This is a genomic window from Acetatifactor muris, from assembly GCF_024623325.1.
Lineage (GTDB): Bacteria > Bacillota > Clostridia > Lachnospirales > Lachnospiraceae > Acetatifactor > Acetatifactor muris.
Genome location: NZ_JANJZD010000003.1, coordinates 192,042 through 214,386 on the forward strand (window position 1 = coordinate 192,042; position 22,345 = coordinate 214,386).

The 22,345-nt window shown below is 51.2% G+C and carries 14 protein-coding genes; all 14 read right to left on the bottom strand.

Annotation, left to right across the window (positions count from 1 at the left end; all coding sequences use genetic code 11):
- Positions 1-74: 74 nt before the first annotated feature.
- On the bottom strand, positions 75-2,636 hold the full coding sequence (locus NSB25_RS04140; protein WP_103238083.1) for a hypothetical protein: 2,562 nt from the start codon (positions 2,634-2,636) through the stop codon (positions 75-77).
- Positions 2,637-2,776: 140 nt separating this feature from the next.
- Positions 2,777-4,324, bottom strand: coding sequence for an extracellular solute-binding protein (locus NSB25_RS04145; RefSeq protein WP_146039965.1), 1,548 nt, complete (start codon positions 4,322-4,324; stop codon positions 2,777-2,779).
- Complete coding sequence (locus NSB25_RS04150; RefSeq protein WP_172454938.1) at positions 4,287-4,424, bottom strand: hypothetical protein; 138 nt, start codon at positions 4,422-4,424, stop codon at positions 4,287-4,289. The genes NSB25_RS04145 and NSB25_RS04150 overlap by 38 nt, the downstream gene beginning before the upstream one ends.
- A 67-nt stretch (positions 4,425-4,491) precedes the next feature.
- Positions 4,492-5,352 carry a carbohydrate ABC transporter permease gene (locus tag NSB25_RS04155; RefSeq protein ID WP_103238081.1) on the bottom strand — a complete coding sequence of 287 codons (861 nt, stop codon included), beginning with the start codon at positions 5,350-5,352 and terminating at the stop codon, positions 4,492-4,494.
- A 12-nt stretch (positions 5,353-5,364) separates the two neighbouring features.
- Positions 5,365-6,333: an ABC transporter permease gene (locus tag NSB25_RS04160; protein WP_103238080.1), complete on the bottom strand. Its 969-nt coding sequence runs from the start codon at positions 6,331-6,333 to the stop codon at positions 5,365-5,367.
- A 468-nt stretch (positions 6,334-6,801) separates the two neighbouring features.
- Positions 6,802-8,061: an ABC transporter substrate-binding protein gene (locus NSB25_RS04165; protein ID WP_242982284.1), complete on the bottom strand. Its 1,260-nt coding sequence runs from the start codon at positions 8,059-8,061 to the stop codon at positions 6,802-6,804.
- A 66-nt stretch (positions 8,062-8,127) separates the two neighbouring features.
- Complete coding sequence (locus NSB25_RS04170; RefSeq protein WP_103238079.1) at positions 8,128-8,937, bottom strand: ABC transporter permease; 810 nt, start codon at positions 8,935-8,937, stop codon at positions 8,128-8,130.
- Positions 8,934-9,761, bottom strand: a complete 828-nt coding sequence (locus tag NSB25_RS04175; RefSeq protein ID WP_103238078.1) for an ABC transporter permease — start codon at positions 9,759-9,761, stop codon at positions 8,934-8,936. The genes NSB25_RS04170 and NSB25_RS04175 overlap by 4 nt, the downstream gene beginning before the upstream one ends.
- Positions 9,751-10,935 (bottom strand): ABC transporter ATP-binding protein, encoded by a 1,185-nt coding sequence (locus tag NSB25_RS04180; RefSeq protein WP_242982291.1) that lies wholly within the window; start codon positions 10,933-10,935, stop codon positions 9,751-9,753. Before NSB25_RS04180 ends, NSB25_RS04175 begins: the two co-directional genes overlap by 11 nt.
- 307 nt (positions 10,936-11,242) lie before the next feature.
- Positions 11,243-13,300, bottom strand: coding sequence for a beta-galactosidase (locus NSB25_RS04185; protein WP_242982283.1), 2,058 nt, complete (start codon positions 13,298-13,300; stop codon positions 11,243-11,245).
- A 66-nt stretch (positions 13,301-13,366) separates the two neighbouring features.
- On the bottom strand, positions 13,367-14,686 hold the full coding sequence (gene melA, locus NSB25_RS04190; RefSeq protein WP_103238077.1) for an alpha-galactosidase: 1,320 nt from the start codon (positions 14,684-14,686) through the stop codon (positions 13,367-13,369).
- 321 nt (positions 14,687-15,007) lie between these two features.
- On the bottom strand, positions 15,008-17,065 hold the full coding sequence (locus NSB25_RS04195) for a leucine-rich repeat domain-containing protein (protein ID WP_103238232.1): 2,058 nt from the start codon (positions 17,063-17,065) through the stop codon (positions 15,008-15,010).
- Positions 17,066-17,138: 73 nt separating this feature from the next.
- Entirely contained in the window at positions 17,139-20,075 is a 2,937-nt protein-coding gene (locus NSB25_RS04200; protein ID WP_103238076.1) for a zinc-ribbon domain-containing protein, read from the bottom strand.
- Between the two features lie 169 nt (positions 20,076-20,244).
- The gene (locus NSB25_RS04205; RefSeq protein ID WP_103238075.1) at positions 20,245-22,341 is read right to left on the bottom strand and encodes a zinc ribbon domain-containing protein; all 2,097 of its coding nucleotides are present in this window, start codon (positions 22,339-22,341) and stop codon (positions 20,245-20,247) included.
- Positions 22,342-22,345 lie beyond the last annotated feature (4 nt).

The window sequence follows — 22,345 nt, forward strand, 5'->3', positions numbered from 1 at the left end:
AGGGAAGTCATTACATATTCGGTCAGGTGTATTCCATGCTTTTCAGTTCCATGATACACCTGACCGGTAACATTTTACTCACTTGCCGGATACGTCCACTGCGTAACTGTAAATCCGGGACATGTATAGTTAAAACGGCCGCTGCCATAGCGGGAATGCAGATAGGGACAGGATACCAGATCATCCGGTATCTCCACAGGCTGTCCGTCCGCCAGGAAGCCTTCTGTCAGCCCGAATTCCAGCCTGCCGCTGCCCGGAGAAACGAACAGGAACTGCTCTCCCTCCTGAGCGATCCTGGCCCCGAGCATCTTCTTCCTGAAGTCTTCAAAGCTGCCGTCTTCCCGTCTGCTGCCGCACTCTGCCAGCCACACGGTCTCATTGCCGTCGCAGACCAGCTCTCTTCCGGCGTAACTTCCTTCCCTGCGGAAAGAATGAGGCGCACTGGAGTAAATCCCCACATAGCTTTCCCCCTTGCGGCCGAAAGTCCATCCCGCTTCGGACACCACTTCATCAAACTTCCTTGCGTTGAAATGACAGTGGGTCATCCAGATATCCGGATTGTTCACATTGTGCCATATCACCGCCAGCGTACGTCCATGCATCAGCACCCGGGGCAGAAACGCCTGACCGGCCCAGTAATCCGGACGCAGTCCGCTGCCCTCCGCCACATTGTTGGGCGACGAGAAGAACAGAGAAATGTCTCCGGGAAGGACAATCATAGCGGAAATAAAGTGCATATCGCACATTCCCACATTGTGGTCCCGTACACCGCCGATCATGTACTCCGGTGTGCGGCGGATGGTGAAGTCCGCGTTATGCTTGTCAAAGTGCATGATACCTTCTTTAAAGGTAAAAGTGGCCGGCGTAAAGTTATCCGCCAGTTCGCAAAGCGCCCTGGGCGGCACATAATAGCTGAATGCCATCTCCTGGTGGGCAAAATCCACATTTGCAGGCGCATTGCCGAAATAGAGCCAGAACAGTCCGTTGATCCCGCTGGAAAGTCTGCTCCTCAGCGGTTTATTGTAGCTGCGTCCTCTGGGCGTGGCCATCACACCGTCAAAATTGCTTACCGCAAAGATAAAGGTCATAAAGTCCAGAAGCACATTCACCATATTGCGCAGGGGATATTCTTCCATGGGAAGCACTTCCCGCAGCACCAGAAGCGCAGACAGTGTCACCGGCAGATAAGAGTCCGAATGCGGTTCATCAAAACCTGCGCGGCAGCGCTGATTCAGCCATTCCACCAGATGCATGCGTCCCTTCAGGGAGTGATACATGCCATTCTGGCCGCAGTTGGTGAAGATATCTTCCGGATACAGAAGTCCCGCCAGATACTCACACACATGAAAGCCGATACGGTGATTCTCCGAGCAATAGAACATGGAAGAAGTTCCCGGCTCATCCACCCAGTACCGGAATCCCAGAGCCGCCTCCTTCACCATCTGTACAATCTCTCTGTCCAGCAGCCCTGCGCCTCTGTCCTCCCACATCAGCCACAGTAAGGGCAGAAGATCAAAATCGGCACAGTCCGCTCTGGTCTCGATCTTATGGCACATGGCTTTGATTTTATCCTGATCGATCTCTCCGGCACGGCCCAGACGATACAGTCCCAGGGCATTCCCCCGCTCTGCCAGACGCTCCAGGGTCTGTTGTCTTCTCTCTTCAAAATGCTCCCAGCCGGGGAAGGGCTCCATAGTCTGCATCAGGGAAAAGCTCAGCGTCTTCTCTGTCAACAAGGTGCCGTCAGGCAGCTTCCAGGCCATATGCACCGAATACTCACCCGTCTCACCAACTCCCTCCAGGGCGACATTTCCCTCTCTGTCCGCCCCGTTCTCCTCATTATCTCCGATTCCGATGACAGCCGAGAACAAATCCTTCTCCTGCGCAGACGAAACCTGCAGTTCCACCAGACAGTGAGAGAGAGGATATCCGCCCACATGTACCTTCGGCGTTTCCCCCAGCACATAGCTGTCGTCTTCCAGATGGGTTTCCAGCTGACTGCGGAAGATCTCTCCCCGCACTTCCTCCGCCATATTGAGCGGTACCCCGGCGCTCACGGCAGCACTGCAGAAAACCAGCTCCATACTGAAGCTGATCCCGGTTCCACGGTCCACCTTTCCCGTGACGGCAATCAGGGTATTCCTGCCTGCCCGCAGTTTCAATGTCACCATCTCGCAGTTGGGATTCACCACATGTTCAAACACATAGCGGCGGGGACGTTTCCTTGCATGAATATCCGTATTATTGTATACAGTGCTGCCGTTCAGAAGCATGATAAGTCTGCACTCCTGTATCCTCACTGTGATCTCCTGGTCGCATTCGCTCTCCAGCTCCAGGTAAATGGGCATCAGCGCCAGTTTCTCCATGATATAATAGTGTCCGTCCGCATATCTGGGGGACTGGGCGTCGCATACGGTCCATTTTCCCTCCATCCCACAGAGCGTAAAGGAATCAAATTCCCGGAATGCTTTCTGCGCGAAATCCTCCTGAGCCTGTACCAGCGCCTCCTCCACACAGGCCCGCATGGCCTGACCCGTGCGCTCTCCACGATAGTCCTTTTCCAGGACTCCCGCCACCATAAAGGGACGGATGGGCTTGCCCGGAACCAGCTTTTGATTAAAATATGTATTCAGCATATGTATTTGCCTCCATTCCAGTTCCGTCACTGCCCGTATTGTACCCAGAACGCGGGCAGTGACTGTTTTATTCTCTCCAGGGCACAGAAAACGCAAGCCGCACCGAATGCATACCTGCGTTTCTCTGTAATGTATGGGAATTATTTTGCTGCTTCCAGCTCTTTGTAAAGGTCAATCTTCTGATCGATGACTTCCTGTCCACCGGCTTGCAGATAATCATTCAGTATCTTGTCATAGGTGGAATCGAATTCTTCCGGTTTACAGGTAATCAGGGTGGGCAGCTCGCTTGTCAGACCGGGCAGAAGGCCTGCATACTTCTCGTCGGCTTCTGTCTTGATTCCCTGGAAGTAATAGTCTGCCTGCCCGCCGACCTCCGCGGCAATGAAGGCGTCATAAGCCAGCTTCTTCATCTTGGCCGTCACTTCGTCCATTCCTTCTGTAGATTCTTTATATCCATAAGGTTTGCCGTTATAGACAAGCATGAAATCACCTACGGTAATGCGTTCAAAGTCATATTCGGATGCAGCCTTTTCCTCATCTGTATAGGGAATGGTTACGATGGTATCTCCCTCCAGATTGTAATGCACTCCTTCAAATCCATAGTGGAACACTTTCGCAACGTCCCACACAGAAAGCCAATCCAGATATTTGATGGCATTTTCAGGATTCTTGCAGGTAGCGGGAACTGCGATGTACATACCGGTGGGGGCATATACTCTGTTGAACTGTTCGCCGTTTACATTGTCCAGATAGAAAGGAACTACTTCTGCGTCGGAATCCGTCTCATACAGAGCCTTCACACCGGTAACCTCCGCCGCGTCATGACCGAAAGCCAGGATACGGCCGTTGCTGAGCAGACCATTAAAGGATGTGTAAGAAGTATCGGTATCTACCATGAAATCCGGGTCTGCCAGCCCCTCATTATACAGCTGGTTCAGGTAGCGTACCCCTTCCTTATATCCGGGCCAGAACATATCATTGTAGCAGGCATGCATTTCATCCGTCAGATTCGGCGTGTCTATGAAGGCCTTGATGATAGTGTCAGCCAGACCTGCGCTCCATGCGCCGATCAGACCCAGAGGGAACATCTCGCTTCCCTGGCCTGAGGGATCCAGATCCTTAAACTGATGAAGCAGATCTGTGAAATCCTCTATACTCATATGATAAATTCCATCTGCATCCGTCTGCAGGGTATAGCCTATTCCATCCAGCCAGTCCTTGCGGATATACATACTGTGCCAGCCCACATTAGGCCGTCTCGCTACGATTGCCCACTGATTTCCCTCTGACTGTCCATAGGACATTGTCTCCTCCAGATTCTCCTGGAGATTGGGTCCATACTGCTGAATCAGATCACTCAGCTCCACCAGACCGCCATCCTTACCGAACTGCATGATCATATTGCTGTCATAGCTGAAGATAATGTCAGGGGCTTCGTCGCCTGCCATCAGGGTATTCACTTTCTCCGCATCCTGAGAGCGGGGCACAGGGACAAAAGTCACGGTGATATTGTTGGGATCTCCGAACTCTTTCTGTACCCAGTGCGTCCAGTAGTTATCTGTGGCGGAACCATAGGTTTCCGTGGTATTGCCGCGGTCATACATCATAACGGAAAGCGTTGTGGCCTCCGCAGGTGTCTCCTGATTTCCCTCACCTGCTTCTACCCCCCCCGGTCTGATTTCCGGCACCGGAACCGCTGGCGCTTCCCGATGCTTCGCCGGAATCTCCGCAGGCCGTGAGACCAAGTACCAGTGCCGCCGCCAGCGTCATAGATAAAAACTTCCTCATAAAACAGTACCTCCTTAAATTGAATTTTATTTTTATGTATTTGCCGATTATCGGCAGAATAACCCTTCTACCCTTTCACAGAGCCAATCATGACGCCCTTGACAAAATATTTCTGAAGCCAGGGATAGATCACCATGACCGGAATCATACTGAACACCAGACAGGAAGCCTTCACCGTCTCCGCAATGAGGTCCGCCTTCATCTCCGGAATATCCTCCAGCATCGTACTCACCTGGCTGGCCTGTATCAGCTGGCGCAGCCGCACCTGAATGGTATACAGACTCTCATCATTGATGTACAGAATTGCATCCATAAAGCCGTTCCATCGTCCCACCGCATAGAACAGAGCGATGGTAGCCAGCATGGCTTTTGCCAGAGGAAGCACAATCCTTATCAATACCACCAGATCATTGGCGCCGTCCACATAGGCCGACTCTTCCAGTTCTCTGGGCATGGACTGGAAAAAGCTTTTCATCAGAATCATGTTGTAGGTAGACAACATACCCGGCAGAATCAATACCCAGAAATTGTTGAGCAGTCCCAGCGACTTGATATTCAGGTATCCCGGAATCATGCCGCCGCTGAAATACATGGTAAAAAGGATGTAAATCAGCAGAACTGACTTGAATTTCAGCCCCGGCCGCGACAGGGGATACGCACACAGAATCGTCATCACCAGACAGATTAAAGTGTGCACCAGAGTCAGAAACAGGGTGAACCACATGGAATCCATCAGTCCCTTATTGTTAAACACCGCCTTGTAGGCAGACAAATCCCAGCCTATCGGCCAGAGGAACACATCCCCCCGCATGACAGCCGTCTTATTGGAAAAGGACATTGCCACAATGTGCAGAAAGGGAATCAGACAGCACAATCCGACGAAAACCACTATAAGCACTGTAAATACTTTAAACACCTTATCCTTCATGCTTTCCCTCCTCTACCAGATACCATTGCCGGATACACGCTTGCTGATTGCATTGGCGCTGAGTACCAGGGCAAAGTTGATAACTGACTGTGCAAGACCTACCGCCGTACCAATGCTGAATTTCCCCTGTTCCAGGCCCACACGGTATACAAAGGTACTCACCACATCCGCCACTTCCATTACTGTGCTGTTCTGCATGACAAACGGCTGTTCAAATCCGATGCTGGCCAGACCGCCCACCGCCAGAATCAGCATAATTGCAACTGTATCCTTGATACAGGGAACAGTGATGGCCGTCATCATCCGAAACCGGGAACATCCATCCACCCGGGCCGCCTCGTAGATTTCCTGATCGATTCCCGTCATGGCCGAGAGATAGATGATGGTGTTCCATCCGATACTCTTCCAGACACCTACAATGAAATAAGTAAAAATCCACCATCCATTACTGGAGAGAAAAGGAACCGCCTGCCCTCCCATACCTTTGATAATCGTATTGACCAGACCGGAGGAAGCAAAAATCTGGTACATCATACCGCCTACCACAGACCAGGAAATAAAGTGCGGCAGATAGATAACTGTCTGTATTGTCTTCTTAAATGTGGCACGGCTGATTTCATTCAGGAACAGTGCCAGGATAATGGGCAGCGGAAATCCCAGCACCAACCCCAGGATATTCAGCGTCATCATATTGCGCACGGACAGCCAGAAGGTTTTTGACTGCGCCACACGTTCAAAATATTCCAGTCCCACCCAGGGGCTCTCCCATATTCCCTTAAACATGTTAAAGTTCTTAAAAGCGATTACAACTCCGGGCATGGCTCTGTAGGAAAACAGATAGTAATACAGTATCGGCAGCGCCAGCATCGCATAAAATATCCAGTGCCTACGCATATAAGATAATACACCCTTCCGGGGACGCATATTTTTATCGTTCTTTGCCAGTTTGTTTTTTTGCAGATTATTTCGCCTGTCCTTCATCCTCAACCCCCATTCTCTCTTTGTTCGTACTCAGTACAGCTCATTTTTCCTTATTCAATTGTCTTTTCATTTATTTATAACATAATTTCTGTTCTAAATTATAGCACTTCAGAGATACCTCGTCAACATTTAAAACATATTTTTTGTCTGTATGCATTCTACAAATTACAAGTATCTTTTCTGTGCACTTTTTATTTATTTCGCCTTGTCTTATACTTCTCTATACATCTTGTCTACAAATTACGTTGCATTCTGCTTTTATCTTGTCTATATTTGTATTCACTTTTGACAGTTCACTTTCTCGTAATTTTTTCTCTCTGTAGCCGAAACCAACAGTAAAAGTAGAAGCTCCCCCTGTTTTTTCCTGTATTTAAAACATTTTTTCTGTTGTATTCTGCAGTCCAGGTGCATTTTTTTGTAACAGAGCAATCAGCTTTTCTGCGCATAGAAAAAGGAGCTGGCATACGTTTATGCCAGCTCCCTTTTTCGTCTGCGCCGTTTGCCTACAATAATGGCAATGTACACAGCCAGGAATCCCAGTATGATAGCCACCAGCACCGCAGACTCTCCCGGCCCTCCCATTTTCGCCTCGGCCCAGAGCCTGTCTATCAGTTTGCCGGTATCTTCCGGCAGATTCACAAATACCTGTGTGCGGGCCAGAATTTCCTCGTCCGGATAGTGGACCGGACTCGCCACCATTTCCTGGTCCATATACGCCTTGGCGGCTGTCTCAGGAGTAGAATAGCCCACATAATTCATATTTTCGCCGGCAATCTCCGGATCACACAGGAAATTGATATAGGCCTCCGCCTCCGCCTTATGCACGGAAGTGGCCGGGATGCACATGGCATCCACAAAATAGTTGGTCCCCTCCTCCGGCACCACAAACCGAATGTTCTCACTGTTGTCTACCAGAATAGCGGCGTCCCCGGAATAATAAGGCGCAATCCACGCTTCTTCGCTTTCCATCTTATCAAAAATGCGGTCCATCACATAAGCCTGTACCAGAGGCTTCTGCTGCTTTAAAAGGGCGACAGCTTCCAGCCAGTCGTTTTCGTCCGTGGTATTCAGCGATTGTCCCAGCAGAATCTGAGCAATGGCAAATGAGTCCCTGGGATTGTCGAACATCAGAATCTTCCCCGCATAACGGTCATCCCACAGGGCAGACCAGCTGGTAATCTCTTCCTCGATATAATCCGTATTGTAAAACAGCCCCACCACTCCCCATGTATAGGGTACGGAATAACGATTTTCCGGATCATAATCCGGATTTCGAAAGCTCCCGTCAATATACTGGTAATTCGGTATATTGGAAAAGTCCAGCTCGGCAAGCATATTCTCATGGATGAGCTTCGATACCATGTAATCGGAAGGAATAATCACATCATAATCCGCACCGCCGCCCACCAGCTTGGAATAAAGCGATTCATTGCTGTCGAAGGTGGTATAGTTGACCCGAATACCTGTGCGCCTGGTAAATTCGGCATTTACATCCAGAGAATCATCGGTGCCGTTGGCTATATATTCTCCCCAGTTATACACATTTATGGTTACGCCCCGATCGGGAGCCGCAGCTTCCTGTGCCTGAATTCTCTGCACCGGCATCAATGCCAGAAGAAGCATCAGACCGGAGAAAATGCCGCCGAACCTGCCCCTTCGCCTTTTTCCGCGAAACTTCCTCTTCCCATGAATCGACACCTTTCCATGGAAATTCTCTCTTCCCTTCATCCCCTTCACACCTCCTGCGGATATAATTCCATTTCAAGACTGTTCTGAACCTGCCGTGGATATCTCTCAGACATCCTGTCTCTCCGGCGTGTCCCGGTCCTTCCCGTTGCGGACATTGATAATAATCAGCAGCACCATCACCGCCCCGAACATCACGGTAGACAGAGCATTGATCTCCGGGCTGATGCGCTTGCGGGTCATGGAATAGATATAAATCGGCAGAGTCTGTGTGGTGCCGCTGGTGAAATAGCTGATGACAAAATCGTCAATGGAGAGGGTGAACGCCATGATCAGTCCTGTCACAATTCCAGGCATAATCTCCGGCAGCACCACCTTGAAAAAGGCTTTCAGCGGCGGACAGCCCAGGTCCTGAGCCGCCTCGTAAAGGTTAGGGTCCATCTGACGCAGCTTCGGCAGAACAGACAGAATCACATAGGGCAGGCAGAAAGTAATATGGGCGGCAAATAATGACCCCATTCCCAGACTGCGCCCTCCGAACAGCCGCACCGCGGACACGAACAGAAGCATCAGCGACACGCCTGTGACAATCTCAGGATTCACCATGGGAAAATTCGTAATATTCATCATAATACGTCTGGGCAGCCGCTTCATACTGTTGATACCGATGGCAGCCGCAGTACCCAGCACTGTGGAAATCACTGCAGACACCACCGCAATCAGCAGTGTATTGCGCAGAGCCTCCAATATCAGCCGATCTTCAAACAGCTTCTGATACCAGCGCAGGGAAAACCCGCCCCAGACCACACGGCTTCCGGTATCTGTGTCATTGAAAGAAAACACAATGAGCACCAGTATCGGCGCATATAAAAAGAGGAATATGAGAAAGGTGTAAATGCGCCCGCTTATCTTTTTCACAGCAGCATACCCCCTTTTTCGTTGGCTTCACCGTCATCAAACTGATTCATAATCCCCATACAGATGAGAATGATCACCATCAGCACCAGAGAGACTGCAGAGCCCAGATTCGGATTGTAGGCACTGCCCAGAAACTGCATGTCAATCAGGTCGCCGATCAGCAGATTGCCGCCTCCGCCCAACATTTTCGAGATAATGAAGGTACTCACCGCCGGCACGAACACCATGGTCACACCGGAGATAACCCCGGGCATGCTCAGAGGAACCACCACTTTCAGAAAAACCTGCCTGTCGTTTGCGCCCAGGTCCTGAGCGGCCTCAATCACGCTCTGATCCATCTTGGTCAGAACCGAATACAGGGGCAGAATCATATAAGGAATATAGTTGTAGACCATCCCCAGAACCACCGCTCCCGCTGTGTTGATCATATGGACCCGCGGCAGGCCTACGGCAGCCAGCGCGGAATTGATGAGACCATTGTCCTCCAGAAGCGTCATCCAGGCATAGGTGCGCAGCAGGAAGTTCATCCACATGGGCAGCATCACCAGCATCACCATGACATTCTGCCGCTTTGCATTCATTCTGGCGATAATCAGGGCAAAGGGATATCCCAGCCCCAGCGAAATCACCGTGGCCACAGCCCCCAGCCAGATAGAGCGCAGAAACACATTGGAGTACTGCCCCACACTCAGAATGTTTTCCAGGGTAAAACTGCCTGCCTTATCCGTAAAGGCAAAATATCCCACCAGCAGCATGGGCACTACAATAAAAACTGTCATCCAGACAGTGTAAGGCGCGGAGAGAAGCCTGGAATTAGATTTCATCGTCCTTCTCCTCCCTTTCCGCCTGTGCTTCTGTCAACTCATCCTCTTCGTCTGAAGCCTTTGCTTCCTCCGAAGCATTCATATCTTCTTCCATCTCATCGCTGAAAGTACTGTAATCTCCAAACACGCCGGAGTATTCGGATTTCTCCATGACATGAATATCATCGGGAGTCAGAGCCAGTCCGATATGGTCCCCTACCTGCCGGCATTCCGTGGACTGTATCATCCACTTAAAGCCCGCCACATCCACAATAATTTCATAATGTACTCCCTTGAAGGTGACGGCAGTGACATCCCCGATGATCAGCGTGGCATCCGGCTTGACCACTTTGATATCCTCCGGGCGAATTACCACGTCCACAGGAGTATTTCTGCCGAAACCGCCATCCAGGCAGCTGAAAGTATGCCCGGCAAACCGCACTGCGTAATCCTCCAGCATCACGCCGTCCAATATATTGGACTCCCCGATGAAATCCGCCACAAAGGCGTTCTTCGGTTCATTGTAAATGTCCGTGGGTGAGCCGATCTGCTGAATCACACCGCCGTCCATGACCACCACGGTATCTGACATGGACAGCGCCTCCTCCTGGTCATGGGTGACAAATACAAAAGTGATGCCCGTCTGCTGCTGTATTTTCTTCAGCTCAGCCTGCATGTCCTTGCGCAGCTTCAAATCCAGCGCCCCCAGAGGCTCGTCCAGCAGCAGAACCTTCGGCTCGTTGGCCAGAGCTCTGGCAATGGCTACCCTCTGCTGCTGCCCGCCGGAAAGCTGACCGATGCCTCTGTGGGCGTAACCGGTCAGATTGACCATGGCCAGCATCTCGTGAACGGTCTGTTTGATCTCCTTCTCACTGCGGCCTTTTAAGCGCATGCCGAAAGCAATATTCTCATATACATTCAGATGCGGAAACAGCGCGTACTTCTGGAAAATTGTATTGACCTCCCTCCTGTGAGGAGGAAGGCCGGTAATGTTCCTGTCATTAAAAAACACATCGCCGGCATCCGGCTTAATAAAGCCGGCAATGGTGCGGAGCACGGTAGTTTTGCCGCACCCGGAGGGCCCCAACAGCGTGACAAATTCCCCGTCATGTATCTCCAGGTTAAATCCTCCCAGAACCTGTTCTCCGTCATAAGATACTGTAATATTTTGTAAGGAAATGATGGTATTTTTCAAAAGTGGAATCTCCTTTGCAAGGTGCCGCACAGCTGCCAGAATACGACACTTTTCGAGCACTGACATAATGAAATAAATATACGGGATAGCGAAGCTTTTGTCAATCATTTCCGCGGATTTTCCTGTGGCATTTTCCCGTGATAAATGCACTTTTCTCCCATGGGACAGCCTCCGTCCAGACTGTAACGTCCCGGTTATATCATTCACACAGCAATCGGCGGCAGTTTTCTGCTGCCGCCGATTGCCATAAAATGTAATTTTCTGAAATCGTCCTCCGGGTGGTCATCGGCAGAGTCTCCCGCCGGATTTATCCTTCCGGCACGGCCCTGCGTATCACAGCCGCACCATAGGGTTCCAGCCTGAGCGTATTCTCCGGCACCGGCCGTCCCGTCAGGAGATCCTCGCCTTCCGCCGCCGGCACATCCCGGGTCTGCGTGGTCCAGTTCAGATAGAAGTCGTAAGTCTCCTTTTCCCCGCGCCTCTGATGGTATTCCACGCCCTCCGGCAGGCTCTTCACCGGCAATCCCGCCTCTTCCAGCATCTTCTCAAACAATGTCCACATCTGCGCGGGCGCCACCCTGGCCGCCACATACCAGGCCTTTCCTTTACCGTACGGATTGCAGGTGACGGCAGCGCCGTCCTGATAGTAATCCTCCGCGTATACGCCCAACACCTCCGCACTTCCCACACGCAGGACCTCCGCGTAATCGGAAACCGCCCATTCGGTTCCGTCCGCAAAACGGATGCGGTTGTGGTCTGACGGATACAGCGTGTCCAGTTCCTCGCTGATCACACCAAAAAGCTCAGACAGACCGTCTCCCGGGAATCCGCCCATATAGCAAAGCTGATGTTCATCCACGTAACCGGTCAGATAAGTGGCAAGCAGCAGACCGCCATTCTCCACAAACTCTTTCAGATTGGCAGCCGTCCCCGGCCGCAGCATGTACATCATCGGCGCCACCACCACCCGGTATCCGGACAGGTCGGCTTCCGTGGACACCACGTTCATCTCTACGCCGTGCCGGAAGAACTCCTTCCAGATTGTCATACAGGTCTTCTCATAATTCTTCGTCTGCCGGCTCGCCAGCTGCCCTTCATTCAGCGCCCAGCGGTTATCCCAGTCCAAAAGCAGCGCGACTTCGGCGCCCGTCATGCTTCCGGTGGCTGCCGAAATGCGGTGCAGCATCGAGCCCACTTCGCTCACTTCCCGGAATGTCCGCGTGTCGTCTGTCCCCAGATGATCCACCACCGCGCCGTGATGCTGCTCACAGCCTCCCCGGTTCTTCCTCCACTGGAAATACAGAACCGAGTCAGAGCCGCAGGCAATGGCCTGCAGGCAGGCCAGACGGTGGACCCCCGGACGCTTCTGCTTGTTATACGGCATCCCATGCACCACACTGGGCGTACATTCCATCAGCAGATAAGGCTTCTCCGGCTTCAGAGAACGGATCAGCGCATGATAGAAGGCATTCTTCCCCATGGTGTCATACAGCGTCTCCCAGTCATTATGAAAGGCAGGATAGCTGTCCCAGGAAACCATGGACAGTTCTTTCGCCGCCTGCCTGTAATCCAGCTTCTGGGAGAAGGACATAAAGTTCATGGTAACCGGAATCTGCGGTGTCAGCTCCTTAAAAATCCGGATCTCCGTTTTGAGGAAATCCATGATATTCCACGTGGTGAAACGTTTCCATTCCACAAGCAGGCCGGGAATGCTGGTCTCCCCGTTGGAAAAGGGCGGCTCAACCTGCGTAAAATCACTGTAACAGTGCCCCCAGAAGGGAGTCCACCACGCCTGATTCAGCTTCTTAATGTCATGGTCGAACCGTCTCGACAGATATTCCCGGAACCTTTTCCCGCACAGAGGACAGAAGCATTCGCCTCCTACCTCGTTGGAAATATGCCAGAGCAGCAGACCGGGATGGGAACCGAAGCGGCTCGCCAGCTTTCGGTCAATGATCCCGACTTTTTCCCGGTATATGGGAGAGGACCAGCAACTGTTGCCCCGTCCTCCGTGGCGGTTGCGTTCGCCGTCAGCCCTTACCATCCTCACCGTCGGATAGGCTGCGTCCAGCCATGCGGGATGTGCCGCCGAAGGTGTAGACAGGATCACATAGATTCCCTCCGCATACAGCCGGTCCATAATCTCTTCCAGCCAGCGGAAGGAGAACTCTCCTTCCACCGGTTCATACATCACCCAGGAAAAGACTCCCAGGGTCACACAGTTAACGCCGGCCAGCTTCATCAGCCGGATATCTTCTTTCAGAATATCCGGCCGGTCCAGCCACTGGTCCGGATTATAATCTCCGCCGTGCAGGAAACCTCCCGCCTGCGGGAATAAACAGTCTTTCTCCATCTCATCCACCATCTTTACTCTTCCTCAGCCTTCAGGCCGAAACGCCGGATGCCCCGCCTGTGCGGAACATCTTTCCACTTATTTAAAATATGCCAGATAGTCCTTTCCCGCTTCAAACATTTCATCCACCATCTGCTTCGTCTCTGCAATGGAAAGTACCGCGGACGTCAGCGGGTCGAACAGAACGGCGTGGAAAATCTTCCTCCTGTCCCCTTCCATACAGCCCTCCACAGCCAGCTCCTCGCAGCGCGCGCTGGTATTGATCAATACCGCCAGCTGGTCGGGCAGACTGCCGACGCGGAACGGACGGACTCCTGCCCTGGAAGCAAGCGCAGGCACCTCCACACAGCATCCCTGCGGCAGATTGTCAATCAGGCCGAAGTTACGCAGATTCGCGTTAAACTCATAAGGTGTATGATCCCCGAACACCGCGTTGAAAATACATGCCGCATATTCTCCGCCCCGGGCAAGATCGAAATCGTCCTTTTCCAGCCATTCTTCGATATCCTTCATCCATTTGCCATCCGCTTCCCGCTCAAAATATTCGTTCAGAATAAACGCATGTTTCCCGGGATTCCAGTTGGTGCCATGGGTACAGTACTTCTCAAGCAGATCCGGACGTTTCCGGAACCAGGCGTTGTATTCGGAATTATGGCCTGAGGACTCGGTCACATAATAGTCAAGTCCCAGAAACATCTCATTGCGCACCTGCTCCTTATTGTATATCTCGGGCTGCTTCACCGCTTCCCGAATAAGCGGATAAGCATCCCTGCCGTTCCATTTATACTCCAGATAAAACGCCTGATGATTGATGCCCGCGCAGGTATAGGTAACTTCCTCCATCGGCGCGCCGATCCACTGCGCCAGCATCTGCGCCGTGCCCTGCACACTGTGGCAGAGACCGGTCATATGAACCTTTGTCTCTGACTGGATATACCTGCAGAGCATGGCCATAGGATTGGTATAATTGAGAACTACCGCATCCGGACAGTACTTCTCAATATCCCGGCAGATCTCCAGCATAGCCGGCGCAGTACGCAGAAACCGAAAGATTCCGGACGGCCCGCGGGTGTCCCCCACACAGATATCGACTCCATACTTTTTCGGTATCTCAATGTCATTTCGGAAAATATCCGGACCGCCCGACAGAATGGTGATCACGACGCCGTCCGCGCCCTCCAGCGCTTCCGCGCGGTTTAAAGTTGCCTTCACCGTCGCAGGATAGTTCCCCTTTTCGATGATCTTTCTGACAGCCCGCTCGCTGTAGGCCAGACGGGTACTGTCAATGTCCATCAGCCGGATCTCCACATCGCGAAACGCGTCAAAGGTCAGGACATCCCTGACCAGGCTTCTTGTGAAGCCAAAACTTCCTGCTCCGATAAATGTTATTTTCCTCATCGCACATCCTCCTTTTTGTATAAGCATCTTTTCCGTGCGTTTGTGCACCGTTTCATGACCCATTAACGTTAATGATGATAATAAAAAATTTAAGCTTTTTCCCGCACCTCCTTAAAACACTACAGACCACCGCAGTCTCAGGCAACCTGCCCTCATAAGATCTGGTGGAGGTCAGCGGGAAAGAAAAGCTCATCCTTGACTGAATATAACAGAACCCAACCCATCGTCATTCTCACTCACAAAAGGCCTCTTTTTCAGATAACTATAGTATACTTTAAAGCGAATGTCAAGCAAATTCACTGCTTTTTCAGCAAAATACCATCAATACCATTGAATGTCTACTCCTTTAGGAAGAACACCGGTATCCATATTGTCATTCGGCACAGCAATCCACTTCAGATTTTTCAGCCCGGATAACGGACGCAGATCCTCAACAGAACATCCTCCCAAATCCAGTATCTCCAGATTCTTGAGTCCGGACAGAGGATTCAGATCATGAACTCCCCTGGACTGATACAGTATAAGTACTTTTAAATCCGTCAGTCCCGCCAGCGGCTCCAGGTCACTGATGTTATCGCAGTAACGCAATTCAAGTTCCCTTAAATTTTCAAGTTCCGACAGTGATCCCAGTTCCTCGACTTCCGCACAAAAATACAGCGTAAGTTCTTTCAGGCTTTTTATTTCTGCCAGAGGCTCCAGATTTACTATCCCGTTTCCTGTCAGAGTAAGTTTCCGCAGATTCGACAGCCCGGACAATGGATTCAGATCATCGAGTTCTTCTCCGGACAGCCTCAGCACTTCCAGCTCCTGCAGCTTTGACAACGGCGTCAGGTCCTTTACACCGTCACTCTCCAGGTTGAGTTCACGCAGCTTCCGTAATCCGAACAGAAAACTCAGATCCGTCATATCGTCATCCTTTATTGTAAGAACCTCCAGATTATTCAGTCTGGTCAGTTCACTAAAGTCATTCAGCTCATATGTGTTCAGATATATTTCTCTCAGATCCGGCAGGCCGGAACAGTCACTGAAAGACTTCACAATAGCATCCTGCACTCTAAAAGACTTCAGATTCTTCAATCCTGCAATACAGCCCATATCCCCTAAATAACCATGCCCCAGCGCAAGATGTTCCAGCCCGGACAGCCCGGATAATCCTTCAAAAGTTTCAACTGTTCCGCCGTTAAAGTCGAGATGCAATTTCGTTATATTTTTCAATTCAGACAGCACTGCCCAATCAATCTCTATTTTTTCTCCATTGTTAAGCTCATCGCTGGTTCCCAAAGTGAGACTGCTCAGGTTCTTCATTTGAGCCAATATACGCAGATTGCTCAGGTCGGCAATATCTTCGATGGTCAGAATCTCCATCTTTTTCAAATCCTCCAGGGGCTGCAGGCTTCTCACCTCCCCAGCTTGAAATGACAGTTCCTTCAGATTCTCCAATTCCGATAACACATCAATATTTTCGATATTCCAACATCCTTCCAGACAGAGAGACTCCAGATTCTCAAGTGATGCAAGAAACCGTATATCTGTTATCTGTGTATAACTGATATCAAGCTTCTCCAGACTTTCGATTTCGGATACTATCCTCAGATTCTCTATCTCCCCGCATCGCCTTAACTGAAGATCTTTCAGATTCTTCAGGCTACTGAGAACACTGATATCCCTGACCGAACCGCCTTCAAGTGCAAATTCTTCCAATTCCGGCAGCCGGACGAGTGCGCTGATATCCGTCATTCGATACCCACCCAGGCGAAGTTTCTTCAGATTCGGCAGTTCAAATACCAGTGCCAGGTCATTTAAGTCTTCGCACTCTGTCGAAATTCCAAGCCCTTCCAGCTGTGTCATCTCATACAGAACTTCATCACTTATTCCCCCGCAATAACGAATGTCCAGATCCCGCAGTTTGGGCAGTGTCAGAAGGACACTGAAGTCTCCCGCAGAACTGCTGCTCAGATTCACCTTCTCCAGATTCTGAAACTCTGCCAGAATGCTCAAATCATTACCCAAAATATCGTTTTCCAGATTCAATTCCTTTACGTTTTTGACTTCATTCATCCTGGTGATTCCCTGGTCCTCCAGCAGCTTCACCAGTTCAGGATAATCCGCGCCCCACTGCTCCCTTATGGAAGGACCGCCCAGGACGCCGGTGAACACCAGCAGGAGAACCACAGCGGTCACAATGACCGCCACGGCAATCCCCGCTGTCACCGGCTGCTTCTTTCCCGGCTGCAGCGTCTTTCCGCCTGACTTTTTCTCCTGCCGTATCGTCTCTCCGGCACCCGTCTGCCCTCCTGGACTCTCCGGTACCGGATTCCCACATTTGCCACAGAATCGTGCGCCTTCTCCTATCTTATTTCCGCATTTCGGACAAAACATTCTCCTGTTCCTCCTTTGTACTGAAAGATATTATGCTGTGATGAAGCTGCGTTGCCTTTTTACAAAACTGTGCTCAATAATAGGTATATTCGACCCTCTTTGTGTCTGGCAGATACTCAAGAAATCCTCCCGTATCCTGGGCAAGTATGTCAAATATGTCAGGTTTATTCCAGAACCTGTCCTGCCATTCTGAAGGATTTTCGTGCAGCCAGTCAAGAGCAAGGGTCTCTTCTCTGATACACCGTCCTCTCTCATCATAGTGGTACTCAATAACATCATATGATCCATGCTGATCTGCATACGCTTCCCTGACAAGGTAACCATGTTCATCATAATAGTAGGCCCTTTGGGAATACAATTCTTCCCCTTCTCCTAGTCTCTGGTAAGTTCTCTCCAGCTGTCCGTCTGCGTTATAAACATATTCCCAAATATAGGTATCACCCCGATAACTCTCATACTTGATTACTCTGCCGGCATCATCGTAAGTATATCGTTCTGAAAGTGTTCTGTTTCTGTTTTCATCAACGGCCTCCACACGAAGCAGTCTGCCACTTTTGTCACAAATCTTCACATCAGAGAATACATTCATCTCCTCTGAAATTTTCCTGCTGATATACTCCTCTGTCTCACCGTAGAAATACAATGTCCCAGACATACTCATATGAGCACTTTCTAAAATAATTCTCCCTGTTTCATCATATTCCTTAAAAACACCGGATGTCGAAACACCCCACTGGCTTCCTTCTTCCCACCAAGGATAATAGAATTCATCACATTCAGATATTCTGCCATTTACATAGTTATACTCATATTCTCTTTTGTCAAAAGGCGTTCCATCCTCCTTATACGTTATCCTGCTCTTTACATTTCCATACTCATCATACTCGTATACGTAGGTATATGCCCGCTCCGGCTCTCCGCTTCGCTCCGTCGTCCCCTGATAATATTCACTGAGGACAATCTTCCCTTTCTCGTCATACTCCGAATATTCGCAGGAGCCGCCTCCATCTTCGTGCACAGTCATCTTCGTCCGCACCACCGCTTTCTCCTTGTCCTCCGTCCACCACTTCTTCCCTGTGATCTCCGCATAGACTCTCTGGGCCGGAGTGACATTCTTCCCGTTGATTTCCGCCACCTCCCAGACAACGCCCTTCTGTCCCAGGGGAATGGTGTATTCCGCCACAAAGCCGTCGCTGTCGTAGAGATAAATGCGGACATGGAGCCCGGACAGCAGGTCGGAGGCATAATTCCCCGCCAGGCTGTCGGTATAGTTGTTCACATACAGCTTGTAGCTTCCGACTTCTGCGGTATTGACATACATTACCTCGCATCTGCGCTTATTGTCAGCCACCAGAAGATTTCCATGGTCGTCCCCACTGACGTTGCCGCCGATATGGGCCATATCGCCTTCCGCCGCCTGCCAGGGGGTGAACAGAGTCAGGTCCAGATCCGCCTCGCCCTCCCAGGTCAGGAGAATTCCTGTCTGTCCTTCCGCCAGACCGGGCATCACATAGACATCACAGGCTGCCGCTTCCTCCCATACCTCAATTTCCCTATAGGCATCCGGATATCCATCTGTCTGTACCTGTATGGTATAGACTCCCGAGGGCAGATTTGTGGTCAGCTCTCCGTTCTGTGTCTCCACGGTGCGGAGAATGTCTCCTTTGTAGTTCCCGGCACCTTCCCTTATCACGGCGCTGGCTGTCTGCAACAGGTCCCCTGTCGCATTTCCTTCTCCGTCGTCCCGGATATCCGCCGCTGGATATACCCGAAGGGTCACAGGATATTCGTCCCCGCCTTCCTTATGTAAGGTCATATCGCATGCATAGGTAAGTGAGGCAGGAATCAGTCTGACTCCCTGTATCACCATTTCCTTATACTGCCCGTCCGCCTCTGTTTTCAGATAGCAGTCGGTGTCATCCAGATACACGAACACAGAAAATAATCCGCTGTCATCCGTAATCGTCTCGTACAGCAGAACGTTATCCTCAGAACGATATATTTTTATCTTCCTGCCGGCAAGCCCGCTGCCCGTGGTATCCCTGACATATCCCTGCACCCTGCCGATATTTCCTCCGCTCAGGACGGCATCATAGGTATTGCGAGCCTCGTTGAGCATCCGCATCTCCGTCTCATCGTATACCTGTCTGAGCTCGTCGCTTTCCGCATAATAATCCCCCTGAGAATACCAGGTGTCACTGGGAGCCAGCGTATACTCTCCTACTTCCTTCGGCACCCGGATCATACGCCATTTCACCATCACATCATTGTTGAAATAGTACCGTTCCCCCACCTTGTCGATGGTAGCATATGTAGGCGTATAGACGGAATCCTCCCTCTGGAACACAAAGTTGGGCTGCCCATCCAGATAATACCAGTCGGTCAGCTTTAACCCTCCTTCTGTTCCTTCCACTGAAACGATCTTATACACAGCCCCACTGTCCGGATCGCTGTAAATCTCATATTGAATCAGCTCTCCGGTCCGGGCATCCCGAAGCAACGTTTTGGTCAGCCTGCAGCGCGCGATATTCCCATCCTCCGGAGAGAGGGTATCCGCGTCCTCCAGCCAATAGAAGAGAGAGTTATCCCATTCCATGCCGGCCTGTTTCGTCCCCGGCGTATAATTTGTCACACTGAGATCAACAGAGGGCACATCTTCTATTGCATATAAAGGGACTTCCACTGCTTCTTCCGTCTGCTCTTCCGTATCCTGCGCTTCCGTGTCATCAGTACCCCGGGATGCTTCCTGTGTCGAATCCCCGCTCTGCTGTGCGGGAAGCTCTTCCCTTCCCAGGACGAAAAACAGTACCACAGCCACTATGACGGCAATCACCGCCACCACTGCGGCCACAATCCCTGCTATCATCCCTCCGGAGGGCCCGGATTTTTTCACCGGAGGACCGGCCTGTACACCCGGCGCCGTCCCCTGGGGCATTCTCTGCCTTGTGCCGCATTTGGGACAGAAGGCCGATCCCTCTTTTATTTCCGTTCCGCATTTTTCACAATACATCCTCTCTCCTCCTCCATATATTCAGCCACGCATACTTTAAATAAGAATCCCGTTCACGGGATTCTGCGCCGCAAACGCGTCGCGTAAGCAACAAACTACCCCTGCGTTTGCGTGCGCATCCTCCCGGCGGGTTTTATCATATAGGGCAAACTTTCCTATATGATAACAATTATGGCTGAGCAGCCGTATGAAATCGCTTATACGCCTTTTCTGCCCAGTTCACCCACACCTGGGCATTGTTCAGGCCCCCCTCATAATTGTAAGTCACGATCTCCCCATCCAGGCAGGTCACGGTATTCTCTCCTATCCTGATAAACATCAGGTTTCCCCGGGTATCATAATAATATCTCTGATCCGACAGACCATTATGCGGGTATCCGATTCCTCTCTCCACAATCAGAATGGTCTCTGATTCCGCGGTATATTCTTTCGTATAGTTCAGAAGAGTCCCCTCCCCGTACACCGTCATACTGCCGTTGCTGTGGAAGGCCGGAGTCGTCCCCAGAGACGCCCCTCTTTCTTCAATGTAATCCACAGCCTTTGCATAGCTGCTTACATACAGATTCCACCGCTGTGCCCTCTCCTCCTGGCTATAGCCCTCTCTTTCCTCAAAGGCTCCCAGAACAGAGGCCGTCTGCTCCCGCTCCGTCGCCAGTTCCGCCAGAAAGCCGGCCTGGGCATTCGAGAGAAAGCAATCATATAATGTATATGCACATTCCAGATCAAAGGCATATTTTGTGTAGGCATCCAGATACGCTTCCGCCGCTTCCCGCAGCTCTTCCTCCCGGGAAACATCCTCCAGATATAAATCCACAAAGTAAAGTCCGTCGCCCGACTGATCTGCCATGCTGCTCAAAAGCATATATTTCTCCATAAACTGTCCCCGGGCCACGGAGACAGCTGCCCAGGCTTCCTCCAGATAATCCGTCAGCAGATTGCAGAGCGCGCTGCGTTCCTCCTGTACCTGGTCCTCTACCAACTGCCCGCTTTCCTTGAAACTCCCCCCCAGCCATTTCCCGAACACGGCCTCGCTGAGCATACCGGATTGAGAAGTATTCTTCTGGGCCACCTGAAATCCTTCCACATCATAACAGGTAGAGATATTTCCCCCTTCCGTCTGCGCCAGGGGCTCATATTCCTGCAGAATTCCCTGCATTTTCCGGCCTCCGGCACCCGAATCTGCCCCGTCGGCCTCCCGCTCCTGTATCTGCTCCGGCAGCCGGACCTGGGTATAGAAGAGAAGCTGGGCTTCCACAGCCGCATACTGCCCTGCCAGCGAGCGCAGTGTCGTATGGGTGGTACCCGCCCCCCGGCTTCCCTGACCAGCGATATCTCCGATCTCCATCTCCCGCATGGATACAGAATAGACAATCTGTGCTATTTTATAGATTTCCGCCGTATTCATTTCCTCCTGCTGGAGAAAGAGGCCCAGCCTGTACACATCCCGCCTCTGCCTGTCCACAATGCTCTGCAGAAGCACTGTGGGCGTATCGTCCGCATTCTTCCATTGATTTACAAAGTCCACCGCAGAGAACAGATTCACCCCGATGACATCCGTCACCATATCCTGCAGGGTCCCTTCCGCCATCCCGGAAAGGTAATCCGGAATCTGCTCCCCGGCACTTTCGAGAGTATCCCGGCAGATATCTTCCACAGATTTCCCCTGGGAAGCAGATTGAATCATGGTTTTGACGCCTTCTGACAGAATGGGATTCCCCGTAACCTCATCGATCAGAACCTCCTGGACGGAGAACTGCTCCCTGGGCGCCACAGCCACGAAGGAGGTACCCTCCATGAAATCCGCCACCGCAGAGCGCACTGCCTCTCTCAGCAGAATCTTCTGCTCATACAGAGACTCTATCTGCCGTTCCCGCTCCTCAGCCAAATCGGCGGCAATATCCCTGACATGTACCTCCGGGACTTCTTCCTCCGAAGCATATCCTTCCGAAGGCTCCCCATTTGACCCACCTAAATCTGACCGCAAAGAGGCATCTTCCTGAGAAGATGCCACACTCTGTATTCCTGTTTCCTCCCCGGGAATCTTTCCGCTGTCGCTGTCTTTTCCTTTTATCAGAAAAAGCACCGACACGGCGAGAACTCCCAGCGCGGCCACACCTGTACCAATCATCAGAATCCCTTTGCCGCGCGCTGCCGTTTTGTGGGTCTTACCGCTTTCACTATGAGGAATGCCGGTCACGGCCTCCCCGCATTTCATGCAGAAAGCCGCGCCCTCCGGGAGATTTGTGCCGCATTTTTTACAGTACATATAC